Origin of the sequence: Klebsiella spallanzanii (assembly GCF_902158555.1) — a bacterium.
Taxonomy (GTDB): Bacteria; Pseudomonadota; Gammaproteobacteria; order Enterobacterales; family Enterobacteriaceae; genus Klebsiella; species Klebsiella spallanzanii.
Map to the genome: position 1 here is coordinate 211,990 of NZ_CABGGS010000034.1, position 13,331 is coordinate 225,320.

Below are 13,331 nucleotides of genomic sequence, written 5' to 3' on the forward strand. Positions count from 1 at the left end.
ATTTTTTAATTTTAGCAGCAATATTTTACTCGCTCATCCAGACCCTCATCGCTAACATTCCTGAAGAATGTAGCCCGCTAGTCGGCACAAATTAGCCAACGCTAACCCAACGTTTACCGACCAGTATTGTCAGCGCCATAATTGCGACTACGGCCGCCAGATGCATAACAAAGTCCAGCGGATGCAGATGCACCGGGTGACAAAAGGCCAGCAGGCTTACCGCCAGGCTGGCTATCCCCAGTCCGGCCATCGCCAGACTGCGCACGGGATGCAGCGAGCGGGTACGACGCAGGCTGGCGATCATGAGCACCATCATCGGCGAACTGACGGTCAGCAGAAAAGTAAAGCAGCTGATACTGTCGTTATCGTGAATCACCGGCGCATCGCCGGGAATACTGCGCAGGCTTAATCCAAGCCACATAAGCCCGATGGGCAGCAGCGCTTTCCAGCCGATCGCTCGCCGCCCGGCAATGCTCATGGTGAAGGCGCTGAGAATGGCCAGCGTTCCGAGCAAAAATGCCAGTATAAGCTGCGCTACCGCCCAGACAGCCCCCGGTTGCGACCAGTCGGTCAGCCCTCGCGGTAGCAGATAGCATACGGCGATAGCGCAGGGAAGCGCCATCCCCATCCAGCTAAATACCCGGAAGCCGGTTGACCGCAGGCGTTTCACCGGTCGCATGTCGCGGCCAAGTTTTTCAATTAACAGATTATGACTGGTCATGATGGGCTCCAAAACGGCGCAGATTTTTCAACGCCCGATGCAGTAGCGACTTCACTGCCGCAACGCTCAGATTGTTATGTGCGGCGGCCTCCGTCAGGCTCATTTCGCGCAAGTGTACATGTTCGACGATTTCCCGTTGGCGGGCGGGAAGCTGGCGCAGATAGCCCGCCAGCTCATCTTCGGCATCCCGGTGCTGGGCGGACGGAGCCGAAGGTAAATCTGCCAGCGTTTCGTCATGAATTTCCCAGTGCTGGCGGCGACCACGTCGACGCAGCGCATCAATGGCGCGCGCCGAGATAATCGCCATCAGCCAGGGCAGAAAGGGAAACGCCGGATCGTAGGTATGGCGAACCCGATGTATCGTCAGCAGTACATCCTGAATCACATCCTCGACTAGCGCATCGTCGCTGATTTGTTTACGGATCTGCGAACGGATCACCGGTACGAGGGCTTTTAATAACCGGGTGTAGGCGAGCCTGTCGCCCGCCTGAGCCCGTTCCATTAGCGCGGGCCAGCTTTCACGCGCGCTATCGTCAGTGTGCATAATCCGCCTTGTGCTATGACGCTTTTTTACTGGCAGCCTGCTGGAGAGCGTTGACCACGATGCCAGGAGTCAACACCTGCGGCAGTACCTGCGGTGGGCTGCCATCAGCGGGGTAAACCACATAGAGCGGTAGCCCGCCCTGGCCGAACTGGTTGAGTGCATCATCGACGTCAGGGTTAAATTTGGTGGAATCAGCAATCATATATATCGTCCCCGTGTTCGCCAGCGCCGCCTTCACGGCCTGAGTAGAGAGCGACGTTTTCTCGTTGACCTGGCAGGTAATGCACCAGGAAGCGGTAAAGTTAACAAATATCGCTTTGCCATGGCCGCGCTGTTCGGCAACGCTCTGCGGCGTCCATTTTTGCGCTGTTACTTCAGCGGTGTGCACTTCATCGCTGGACGTCATCATCCCAGGTAGGGGGGCGATGACCGTAGCGATCAACACCGCCGCCACGGCGAACAGCGCTTTGTGGCTTTGGCCCTGAAAACGACGCTGCTGGGCGATGCCATATAGCCAGGCGGCAAAACCGATCGCCACGGATGCGGCCAGTAATGCGGCCAGCGCCGTGGTTCCGGCCTGCTGTGCCAGTACCCAGACCAACCAGGCATATGCGCCGAACATCGGAAACGCCAGGGCCCGTTTCAGAATATCCATCCAGGCGCCAGGACGCGGCAGTAGTTTCGTCAGCGCCGGGAATAGCGAAACCAGCGTAAACGGTGCGGCAAAGCCTAACGCCAGCGATAAGAAGACCGTCAGCGCCACCTCCGGCGGCTGCACTAAAGCATAGCCAATGGCGCTGGCCATAAAGGGTGCGGCGCACGGTGTCGCGACAATAATCGCCAGTGCCCCGGTTAACGCTGAGCGGGTAAATGCTCCGCGGCCTATATCCAGCGCGCCGACGCGCTGGGCGGATAATCCAACTTCAAACACGCCCAGCAGATTGAGCGCGGCGGTGAGGATAACCAAGGCGAGCAAGGCGATAACCAGCGGCGACTGTAGCTGGAAACCCCAGCCAACCGCCGTCCCCCCCGCGCGTACCGCCAGCAGAACACCGGCCAGCAGCATCATGGTTATCACCACGCCCAGTAAAAAACCAAGGCCTTCGCGACGAGCGCTGGCCGCGTTATCCGAGTGGCGCAGCAGCCCGAGCGCTTTCAGGGAGATAACCGGAAAAACACAGGGCATAAAGTTGAGGATAATGCCGCCAATAAAGGCGGCCAGCATAGCAGTTAACATCGCTGGCCTCTTTGCTTAGTGAGTTTGCGGGTGAGATGCGTCGTACTGCTTAACCGCAGCCAGCGTTTTCTCAATATGCGTTTCCGGGTTTCTATCAGTGTAACTCAGCAGAATATTGCCATCCAGCGCGATGACATAAGAGGTACGGTCAGAAAGCGTTTTACCTTTCATCTCCATTAGCGTCTGGTACTGCGCGGCAACTTTAGCGCCCGGGTCTGCCGCGACGGTGAATTTATCGCGACACTCCAGTTTGGAGAAATCGCTTACCTGATCGGTATTGCCCGCGGTGACGCCAACCACCGTGGCGCCCATTTTGTTAAAATCATCGGTGGCTTCGGCAAAGTCATGCGCCTCGATCGTACAACCTGCGCTGAAGGCTGCCGGGAAGAAGTAGATCACGACCGGGCCTTTTTGCAGCGCCTGTTTGAGCGAGAAGGTCAGCGGTTTACCCGCAAGCGCCCCCTGTAGCTCGAAGTCAGGGGCTTTGGCTCCTACCGGCAGCGCCGCGCTGGCGCTAAATGCGGGCAATGCGATGGCGGCGGCGAGGGTCAGGGTAGAAAAGAGAGTTTTTATTGATTGCATTATCAGCTCCTGCGATGGGTGAACAATCTGGGTTCAGGTCAACTCAGTTATTCAGTTCGCCGGAGCAGACGAAAAAGTTGCGCTTAGGTAAAAAAATTTATGATTTATAGCCCCAGGCCGTGAGGAAGACGGCAATCGCACACTCGGCGAGCTGGTCCAGCTTCTCTGGTGCCACCGTTTTTTGTGCAATTAATGCCCCAGGAAGCAGATATCCCATTATTGCGCCGAGAAACGCCGTTGCCTGGAGTTCCGGGTCGCTGATGGTCAGCAATCCTTCGGCTTGTTTCTGCGCCAGAATTTCGCTGAGCGCCTGTAACACTCGACCTGAGGGGCGCTGTTCAAGCGTCACGTACAGCTCCGGCTTTTGCACCAGTACCTGGATGAGCAGGCGCTGAAAATGGATATTCTCCGGCGCATAAAAGTGTTGCTGCACCACGCTCGCAAAACCCCGCAGCAGCGCGGGAAGATCCTGCTGACTCTCCTGCAAAAGCTGGCGCAGGGGCGGCTGCATTTTATCATTGAGATACTCAAAAGTTTCCAGCAGCAGCGCGTCTTTACCGCCGGGGAAATGACTGTATAACGTCGGTCGCGTTGTTCCCGCTTCGGCGGCGATAGTGTCCAGAGAGACATCAAGCCCATGCTGAAGAAACAGCTTACGAGCGGTTTGTAGAATGCGGGGGCGGGCTTTCATCGGCCGCCCGCGTTGATTCGCCATCGATTCAATCCTTACGGTTTGCGTCTTTTCAGTTGCGCGATCCCTTGCTGAACCAGCAAGAAAAATAGTGGGACGAAAAGCAACGTCAGCAGGGTCCCGGTGAGCATACCGCCTATCACCGCAGTCCCTATCTCTTTTTGGCTGGAAGCGCCTGCACCGGTAGAGAGTACCAGAGGGATAACGCCGACAACAAATGCGAGTGAAGTCATGACGATAGGGCGCAACCGCAATCGCGCGCCTTCCAGGGCCGCTTCAGCCAGCGTTTTTCCTTGTCGGAACTGCGTCAGGGCGAACTCCACGATGAGGATCGCATTTTTGGCAGAAAGCCCCATTGTGGTCAGCATGCCTACCTGAAAGTAGATGTCGTTTTCGAACCCGACCAGCCTTGATGCGCCCACGGCCCCCAAAATACCAAGTGGGATGATCAGCATCACGGCGATCGGGATAGACCAGCTTTCATACAGCGCAGCCAGGCATAAAAACACGAATGCCAGCGACGCCAGGTATACCCACAACGTTTGCACAGATGATGCCTGTTCCTGAAAGGAGAGGCCGCTCCATTGCAGATTAAACCCGCTCAACGCGTTCACCAGTTCGGACATCTCCGCCATTGCTGAACCGGAACTGACGCCTGCAGCAGCGCTTCCCTGAAACTGCACGGCCGCCAACCCGTTAAACCGCTGAAGCATCTGCGGTCCGGTGGTCCAGCGCGATGACGAGAAGCTGTCGAAGGAGGCCATATTGTTACTGCCGCCGCGCACAAACCAGGCGGACAAATTGTCCGGCGTTGAGCGCCAGAGCGCATCCCCTTGCATATAAACCCGCTTCACGCGCCCGCGGTCGATAAAGTCATTGATATACACGCCGCCCCACGCGGCAGAGAGCGTGCTATTGATATCGGCCTGATCCAGACCCTGGGCCTGCGCCTTTTGTCTGTCGACATCGACCTGCAACTGCGCTTTTTCTTCCAGGCTGTTAATTCTTACTGCGTTCAGGTCAGGCTTTTCTCTGGCAGCATTGAGCAGCGCAGTTTGTGCCTGGATGAGCGCCTGATAGCCGCTTTCCGAACTGTCCTGTAGCCATAACTCAAAGCCGCTCGATTGCCCAAGCCCTCGCACCGTAGGCGGCGACATAATACTGATGGTGGCCAGCCGGGGGGTTTTATTAAAGTGCTGATTTGCCCGCACGATAATCGCCTGGGCGCTATTGTATTCTCCGGGACGCTCATCCCAGTGCTTTAGCTCGGCAAAGGCCATGCCCACGTTCTGACCGCTGCCAGCGTTATTTCTGCCGGTGACCATAAAGATAACGTTCAGGTTGTTTTTTTCCTCTGTCATAAAATAGCGGGTAATCTCCGCGCCGACCTCTTCGGTCATCGACATCGGCGAACCTGAAGGAAGAGTGAACTGAACCATCACCGCTCCCTGATCCTCATCGGGCAAAAAACCGGTCGCGAGCTTCTGATACTGCCAGAGCATCAAAATCGTCAGAGCCAGCGCAAGGAGCACAAAGCGGAGCGGGCGACCGGCTATCTGCCGGAGTATGACAAGGTAGCGATTCTGGCTGATAGCAACGCCGCGATTGAAACAGGTGAAAAATACACCTTTTTTAACGTGTCCGGGCCTGAGCAGATGGGCGCAGAGCGTTGGCGTCAGCGTCAGGGCGACCAGCGCAGAAAGCGCCATTGCGGAGACAATGGTCACGGTGAACTGGCGATAAATAATCCCCACCGATCCACCGAAGAACGCCATCGGAATGAAAACAGCGGAGAGAACCAGCGCGATACCGATTAGCGCGCCGGTTATCTCATTCATCGATCGCAACGTAGCCTCCAGCGGCGTGAGATCCTCCTCCGCCATCAAACGTGCAACGTTTTCCACCACCACGATAGCGTCATCAACCAGCAGACCGATTGCCAGAACCATCGCGAACAGGGTTAGCGTATTAATGTTGTACCCCAGCAGGCTGAGGATGCCAAAAGTCCCCAGCAGAACCACCGGTACCGTGAGAGTCGGGATGAGCGTTGCCCGCCAGCTCTGAAGAAAGAGGTACATCACCACAACCACAAAAAGAATCGCCTCAATCAGCGTATGCACCACGCTCTCAATCGAGACCGTCACAAACGGCGTACTGTCGCGCGGGTAAGCAGCGACAACGCCCTGTGGAAAGCGCGGCGTTAAGCGCTCGACCTCTGCCCGGATCTTCCGGGCGGTTTCCAGCGCGTTGGCCCCGGAGGCCAGTTGAATCGAGATCCCGGCAGAGGGAAAACCGTTAAGCGTGGTTTGGTTTTGGTAGTTTTCCGCACCGATCTCAACGCGGGCGACATCGCGAAGATAGACCACCGAGCCATCGCTATTGGTGCGTAGAATAATGTTTTCGAACTGCTCAGGATGTTCGAGACGGGACTGCGTGGTGACCGTCGCATTCAGATACTGCCCCTCCAGCGTAGGTAGCGAGCCAATTTCACCGCTGGTCACCTGCGAATTCTGCGCCTCTATGGCGGCCTGCACATCTGAGGGCATCAGGCCATAGCTGGTTAGCTGAAGAGGATTGAGCCAGATGCGCATCGCATACTGGGCACCAAAAACGGTGGTTTCGCCAACGCCCTCCACCCGGCTCAGAGGTTCCTGCAGGGAGCTGACGAGGAAATCGCTTATATCAAGGCTGGTCAGCAGACGACTCTGGTCATACAGAGCGACCACCATCAGGCTATCTCCCTGTGATTTCGTCACCGTGATCCCTTGCTGCTGGACCTCCTGCGGTAAGCGCGTAATCGCCTGATTGACGGCATTTTGTACCTGCACCTGCGCCATATCAGGGTTAACGTTCTGATCAAAACTAAGGCTAATGCGCGCCTGGCCTGCAGAACTGCTGCTGGAGGAGAAGTAAAGCAGTCCGTCGATACCTTTAATCTGCTGCTCTAACACTTGCGTGACGCTGTCCTCAACGGTTTCCGCTGACGCGCCGGGGTAGTTAGCCGTTACGTTGACGCCGGGAGGCGCGATATCCGGATATTGTTCAACCGGCAGCGTGAGCAGCGCGAGGGTTCCGGCCGCCATAATGCAGATAGCGATAACGGCAGCAAAAACGGGGCGAAAGACAAAAAAGCGGGCCAGCATCGTTGTCTACCTCGGCTCAGTTAATAGATTCTTGCAGAGCAAACACGGCAGGCGGTTCACTTAGCTCGTGGTATGGCGGAAGCAGGGTAAAGGGCAATGAGGGTATTGATGAGTCCTGGGCTTTAGTTACAAGGAATCGGCTGATTTCCGCACATGAAACCGTGCGCTGGTACTCGCTCCAGAGATAGTCATAGGTTTGAATGCTGAAAATATTCTGTTGCAGTAAAAAGTGCAGATAGCGCTGGCGTTGCTGCGCATGCTGGTAAATGAGAAGGCTATGGCAGAGCCTGGCCTGAGCGGGGTCTTGCGTGCGTGAGCATGCGTCCTGGAGCTGTTGTTTCAGCAAGTCTGGCTTAAGTAACGCCGCGCTCACAGAGCATGAGATAAATGATAATCCAATGAAAAAAAACAGCTTTCCCCATTTTTCTTTATTACACATCAGATTAGCCTCATTAGTTTATTTACTTTACAGTAAAGTAAATAAACTGTTTAAACAAGTCTTCATCTGGACGAGCAAAAAAACAGGGAAAGCGGAGAGGTGAGCGGAAGGCGCCGCTGGCTAAGGGTTAAAACATGCTATTGCCGCTGGCGGTTTTTTCCGGAACGTTCTGGGTGACGTCCCAGTGCTCAACGATTTTATGCTGTTCGTCAACGCGGAAAATATCGATGATCGCGCGCGTCACCCCTGGCTCACGTCCGGTCACCTCAACGTGGAGGATAACGTGATCCCCATCAACGAAGGCCTGCTTAATTTCGCTGCGCGAGTCGGGATATTTACTCTTCAGGAACGCGATAAACTGCTGAAAACCTTCAACTCCGTCTTTCGCCATTGGGTTATGCTGTATATAACGATCCCCAAGGTAGGGTTTGGCGGCGGCAAAGTCTTTGTCGTTTAACGCTTTATTATAAAAATCAATAACGTTCTTTTTGTTTAACTGTTCACTTTCACTGTTGCCCGCAAAAACGGCGGGCGTCAGAGCGCAGAACAGCGAAAGAGCAATGATCGATTTTTTTAACATAAATCCTCCGGCGATGGTTGTGGTATCAGGCCTCTGGCCTGTCAGGTGTGTTAATCAACCTCCCCAACGGCTTTTCAGATAGTTCACCGCCTGCTGGGTTTGCGGCTGATTGAGGTAATTCTCTCTGAACAAAATAGTGCCCTGAATTTGCGGCATTGATTCATTCAGATCAAGCTGCTTTTTCAGCTCCGGCACGCCGCCGCTTACCGTCCAGTCAGGCTCGTTCTTCGACGGTTCGCCCACTTTGTACAGCGCGACGCCGATATAGAGGCGGGTGTTCGTGGGTTTCACCACGTCAGCCCACCACTTTGCCAGAACATCATAGCGAGCCGCGTCGCGAGCAAAAGGCCAGTAGATTTGCGGAGCAATATAATCGAGCCAGCCCTGCTGCACCCAAAGGCGTGTATCGGCATAAGACTCATCGTAGGCTGCCGCGCCGCGGGTATCTGAACCTGCCGGATCGTGAGAGCGATTACGCCAGACGCCCGCTGGGCTAACGCCGAATTCAACGTTGGGGTTGAGCTGTTTGATAGTGCGAGAAACTTGCTCTATCAACAGCTGGGTATTGTGTCGCCGCCAGTCCGCTTTCGCGGCAAATCCCTGACCGTACTGCTGAAACGTACGGCTGTCGTTAAGCGCCGATCCCGGCGATTCGGTGTAGAAATAATCGTCGAACTGGACACCATCAACCGGATAGTGCTCCACAACCTCAGCCACGATGCTGGTTATCCAGTCGCGCACTTCAGGGATGCCCGGGTCAAGGACAAAGCGGTCGCCGGAAGTGCGGATCCATTCAGGATGCAGGACGTATACGCTGGCGGGAAACTGCGAAAGCGTACCGTTAAGCTCGGCCACGGTTTTGGGGCGGGTATTTACCGAGACGCGATAGGGGTTAAACCAGGCATGAACGCGCATCCCGCGCTTATGGGCTTCATCCAGCATAAACTTCAGCGGATCGTAGCCCGGATCCTCGCCGATTTTCCCTGTCAGCATATCGGACCACGGCAGAATCTTCGACGGCCACAGGGCGGTGCCGTCTGGTTTCACCTGGAAAAAAACGGTATTGATACCGAGACTTTTTAAATTATCCAGCTTGGCGATCAGCGCTTGCTGCTGTAGGGCAATACGGCGATCGGCAGTCATTGCGCCGTTAACGGATTCCAGCGGCGGCCAGTCGAGGCGCGAGACGGTCGTCAGCCAGACGCCGCGTACCGGCTCGTGACTTCGCGGTAACGTCGGTTGTTTGGTTGCAGGCGGCAATGGCGTCACAAGAGAAACGGGCGGTTTACTGCCGCAGTGGGCCAGCAACAGCGCAGCGCCTATTGCTACAGCGGATATTTTTACTTTCTTCAGGAGAGCGTTACGCGAGCGGATCGTCATATTTGCCAGCTTTTCTGGTCATCGCACAAAAGAGACATTTTCGTATTATTCGACTTTAAGTCAATAGTTTAGCGACAGACATAATGGCTTAAGCACCGATGCCTTACGCCGGGAAATCGCTTCTCGCATCACGTAACGGTTTATCATGATATATCATTGATATGCATTAAAACTTGATCGGTTCAGGGCGAGTTTAAACAGGGTTTGTTAAAATCTGGCCAAACAATTGACTGCCAGCCTCATATGGCAAGTCGAACTGGGTTAACACAATGAAATCTTCATCATCTTGCCACCGTTTGTGGATACTGTTGTTTCTGATTGCGGTACTGAGTCTGGGGACCGGTCTTTGCTACTGGCAAATGCAAAAAAAAGTGGATAACGATATTCATTCACGGCTTCAACAGGCGATAGCCAGCCTCGATGTTACCGTTTCTCACGCGGAGCAGGCGGCTAACCAGGCTGAACCCTTCATGGGAAAGAATTGTAGTGAGAATGTCCTTACCGAACTGCGTACTCTGGTTGCTACTATTCCTGATGTGCGCACGGTGAATCTGGGGCGAGGCAATGAAATATATTGCACCTCGGTTTTTGGTGGACGGAAATTTCAATTCGATCGCAGCCAGTATACACAAGGATCATTGCAATTATTCAGCGGTAATGAAATCACGCCATCCCATCCGTTAATGGTGTATAGCGAGCAGAATGATACGGGAAATACTATCCTGGTGGGCGTTGATGGTTATTATTTGCACAACATTCTAAACGTTCTTGATGGCGATGCGCATTTATATCTTCAGGTCGGCGATCGCGTGATGACCCGCAAAGGGGAGGTGACGACAACGCCGGATATCAAAGTTCCCGTCAGCTTAAACTCTGAGCAATTTCACTATTCTGTTATTGCCGACCGCCATTTTGCATCCGGCCTCGGCGCATTTATCCACTATGAACAAAATACGCTGATTGCGATTATTCTGGCTTCCTTACTGCTGACTTTTTTGTTCCGAAATTACCTGCGCTACCGTAATACGATTGAGTATCAGCTCAGGAAGGCTATCGAACTGAAACAGCTTAAGCCCTATATCCAGCCCATTATCAGCGATGAGACTGGAACCGTTATCGGCGGTGAGGTGCTGGTGCGCTGGGAACATCCAAAACAGGGGTTTATTGCACCGGATAAATTTATCTCCGTCGCAGAGCAAACGGGGCTTATCAAAGAAGTGACGGCGATTTGCATGGCCGAGGTGAGCCGTCAGCTGCGCCGCCAGCAGGCAGTCATCCCGAAGGGGCTATTGATCTGCTTTAACACCAGTTCGATTAATTTTCAGGACGACGAAATTGTTACGCTATGTCAGACGTTTATTCAGCAGATGAAAGAGGCTCAGGTGCAGCTTGTGCTGGAGATTACCGAGCGAGAGTCCATTGAGAATACCCTGCAAACGTCAGCGGTGACGGAAAGACTCAGGAGCATCGGGGTGCAGTTTTCGCTTGACGATTTTGGTACCGGATACGCTAACTACAGCTATATTCAGCAATTTAATCCGGAAATCATCAAAATTGACAAGGTGTTTACCTTTAACATAGTGACTAATAATGCCTCTGCGCTGGTGGTGAAGAATATGGTTAACCTGGCGAAGAAGTTTAATTGCCAGATTATTGCTGAAGGCGTCGAGGATAAGGATCAGCTTAAGATGCTCAAAGATATGGGGATCGTCGTCTATCAGGGATACTACTTCTCTAAACCGGTGCCGGTTAATGACTTTATTACGATGCTTTCTTGCACGTTTCGCTAAGTAAGAGAGGAAGTCTTATCAAAACGCAGGAAATTAAAAGGTGATCAATTCGGCAAAACCGAGTCTTAATTTCCTGTCGTGGTTAAAAATTTGGCATCATTGAGAAACAACTCAACAACATGGAGGTTGTCTTGTTTGAATCTCACCTGAATATTTTTATCCGTGCGGTGTTTGTCGAGAACATGGCGCTCAATTTTTTCCTCGGTATGTGCACTTTCCTCGCCATTTCGAAAAAAATCGATGTCGCTTTTCGTCTCGGGCTGACGGTGACGGCGCTGCTGGCGATAGCAACGCCTGTTAACAACCTCATTTACAATTACCTTTTAAAAGAGAATGCCCTGATTGAAGGCGTCGATCTGAGCTTCCTCGATTTCATTACTTTTATCGGTGTTCTTGCGGCGCTGGTGCAGATCCTCGAGATGGTTATCGATAAATACTTCCACGCGTTAAACCATGCTTTAGGGCCGTTTTTGCCGTTATTAACCATTCACTGCGCTATTTTTGGCGCGACCATTTTTATGGTGCAGCGTGAATACAGCTTTCTGGAATCACTGACCTACGGCACCGGATGCGGTATCGGTTGGATGCTAGCGATTGTGGCGCTGGCCGGTATTCGTGAAAAGCTGAAATATGCCAATATGCCGAAGGGGTTACGTGGACTAGGCAGCGTCTTCATCACCGCTGGACTCATGTCTCTGGGATTTATGTCGTTTTCGGGTATCTCCTTGTAGGCTACATCTGGTGCGGGGAGCAGGGCGCTCCCCATAAAATCTGATTTGCCTCAGTTATCAGAAAAAGTACTTAAAGCGCACGCGGGCGCCGTAGCGATCGTGTACGCTCTCATCGCCGCCTTTTTCATCCAGCCATGACCAGTACGCGCCTAAATAGATATTGAAATTCTTCATATCCATCAGGTCGGGAAGCTGGTATGAAGTATGCAGCGTATGAATGTCATATGTGCCCTTTTGGGTTATCCAGCAACCATCGTCGCAATTTGCCAGTGAACTGCCATCAAATTGCTCAATTTTGTTGTGCGCGTAGATATAGCCAAGCTCAAAACGCTGCCACAGGGCGTTAATGCCGGCGGTGAAGTCTTTTTCACCTGAAGCGTCCAGATAGGCGGTGTTCAGGTTAACGACAATACCGTTGTCCGGATCTTCCTTAAGGCCGTTCCAGGTGAATGTCGCGCCGTAGCCGTTTCGCCTGGACTGGTTTACCCATTTCCCCTGTTGGTCATAATAGCCCCAGGCATTATTCACGACGTTGGACTCCATTGCCACGGCGGCACTCATCGCATCTTCAGACCAGGAGATAACAGGGCGCAGATAAACCACGTTTTTCTCATTCTCTATCTGACGACCATGATATTTTTTATCAACCAGTAGCGAACTGCCATCCTCAACCAGGGTGTTTAATTCGAAATACCAGTTATCCAACTGTTTGCTCAACATAAAACTACCGCCGGAATCAGACCGCCCGCGACCTTCTTTCATCATATAGATATAACCATGACCATCGTTGTACAGATCGTTCGCAGTATTGCCGGAATGCTCAATAAAAGTATCCTGATTAAGGGGAAACATATCGAAGGCCTCAAAGCGGCCGACTTTCATTTTCCAGTCCTGCTCTTTGCCGAAGAAGAAGGCGGCATCGTCAAGATTAACGGAGCCATTCAGGTCGGCAAGCGGTTGTACCGTAAATCCGGCAAAACGGCCATCGTTCAACCCCCGGTAGCCATCAAAACCTAATAAGATGCGCCCGTTAATATCCCATTTTTCATTACTATCGTCGCGTTGGCTAATAAGAGAACCTTTGCGACTTTCCGCATCCATATTAAATTCAACGTCGCCATAAAAATTGAGGTCACCAAATCCGCTGAGTGTTAATGTCGGCTCCGTTTTATTATTACGCGTTTCGTGCGCAGAGGCCGTTCCCACTACCGGGACAGGCTGCGCGTGACTTAGTGTCTGACTGGACTTCAGTTGTTTGATTTCTTCTTCAGCAGTTTGCGCCCGCGATTCTGCCGAATAGAGCCGCTGCTCAAGGCGCTGCAGACGTTGTTCCATTGATATTTCCGGTGAGTCAGCAAAAGATGCTGGGGCCACCAGACATAATCCCATAGAGAGCAGGGCAGTTTTATTTTTCATTATATAATTCCATTAATTAACAGAGGTGATATTGCGTAAAAGCGTGCTTCGCCATCATCGAAGGTGTGACGATAACG

General features: G+C 52.9%; 12 protein-coding genes. 2 read left to right on the top strand and 10 right to left on the bottom strand.

Translation table 11 applies throughout. The annotated features are described in order from the left end of the window. Positions 1 to 91: 91 nt before the first annotated feature. The 9 genes from FN082_RS18840 to FN082_RS18880 form a co-directional block, all read right to left on the bottom strand. Entirely contained in the window at positions 92 to 721 is a 630-nt protein-coding gene (locus FN082_RS18840) for an NrsF family protein (protein WP_142461754.1), read from the bottom strand. After that, complete coding sequence (locus tag FN082_RS18845; RefSeq protein ID WP_139539725.1) at positions 708 to 1,265, bottom strand: sigma-70 family RNA polymerase sigma factor; 558 nt, start codon at positions 1,263 to 1,265, stop codon at positions 708 to 710. Before FN082_RS18845 ends, FN082_RS18840 begins: the two co-directional genes overlap by 14 nt. A 13-nt stretch (positions 1,266 to 1,278) precedes the next feature. After that, positions 1,279 to 2,502 (bottom strand): protein-disulfide reductase DsbD family protein, encoded by a 1,224-nt coding sequence (locus FN082_RS18850; protein ID WP_142982119.1) that lies wholly within the window; start codon positions 2,500 to 2,502, stop codon positions 1,279 to 1,281. A 15-nt stretch (positions 2,503 to 2,517) separates the two neighbouring features. Further along, the gene (locus FN082_RS18855) at positions 2,518 to 3,084 is read right to left on the bottom strand and encodes a peroxiredoxin (RefSeq protein ID WP_142982120.1); all 567 of its coding nucleotides are present in this window, start codon (positions 3,082 to 3,084) and stop codon (positions 2,518 to 2,520) included. A 97-nt stretch (positions 3,085 to 3,181) separates the two neighbouring features. Further along, positions 3,182 to 3,799 (bottom strand): TetR/AcrR family transcriptional regulator, encoded by a 618-nt coding sequence (locus FN082_RS18860; RefSeq protein ID WP_139539728.1) that lies wholly within the window; start codon positions 3,797 to 3,799, stop codon positions 3,182 to 3,184. An 11-nt stretch (positions 3,800 to 3,810) separates the two neighbouring features. Continuing rightward, positions 3,811 to 6,918: an efflux RND transporter permease subunit gene (locus FN082_RS18865; RefSeq protein ID WP_142982121.1), complete on the bottom strand. Its 3,108-nt coding sequence runs from the start codon at positions 6,916 to 6,918 to the stop codon at positions 3,811 to 3,813. Positions 6,919 to 6,934: 16 nt separating this feature from the next. Then, on the bottom strand, positions 6,935 to 7,357 hold the full coding sequence (locus FN082_RS18870) for a hypothetical protein (RefSeq protein ID WP_139539730.1): 423 nt from the start codon (positions 7,355 to 7,357) through the stop codon (positions 6,935 to 6,937). Between the two features lie 127 nt (positions 7,358 to 7,484). Then, entirely contained in the window at positions 7,485 to 7,937 is a 453-nt protein-coding gene (locus FN082_RS18875) for a nuclear transport factor 2 family protein (RefSeq protein ID WP_139539731.1), read from the bottom strand. A gap of 54 nt (positions 7,938 to 7,991) precedes the next feature. Continuing rightward, positions 7,992 to 9,317 (bottom strand): glycoside hydrolase family 10 protein, encoded by a 1,326-nt coding sequence (locus FN082_RS18880; protein WP_139539732.1) that lies wholly within the window; start codon positions 9,315 to 9,317, stop codon positions 7,992 to 7,994. A gap of 269 nt (positions 9,318 to 9,586) precedes the next feature. Between FN082_RS18880 and FN082_RS18885 the strand changes: the two genes are divergently transcribed. Together FN082_RS18885 and nqrE are read left to right on the top strand one after the other, a co-directional pair. Next, positions 9,587 to 11,107 (top strand): EAL domain-containing protein, encoded by a 1,521-nt coding sequence (locus FN082_RS18885; RefSeq protein WP_142982122.1) that lies wholly within the window; start codon positions 9,587 to 9,589, stop codon positions 11,105 to 11,107. A 119-nt stretch (positions 11,108 to 11,226) separates the two neighbouring features. After that, entirely contained in the window at positions 11,227 to 11,838 is a 612-nt protein-coding gene (gene nqrE, locus FN082_RS18890; protein ID WP_235891564.1) for an NADH:ubiquinone reductase (Na(+)-transporting) subunit E, read from the top strand. A gap of 57 nt (positions 11,839 to 11,895) precedes the next feature. Here nqrE and FN082_RS18895 read toward each other — a convergent pair whose 3' ends face one another. Beyond that, on the bottom strand, positions 11,896 to 13,254 hold the full coding sequence (locus FN082_RS18895) for a carbohydrate porin (RefSeq protein ID WP_142982123.1): 1,359 nt from the start codon (positions 13,252 to 13,254) through the stop codon (positions 11,896 to 11,898). Positions 13,255 to 13,331: the final 77 nt, after the last annotated feature.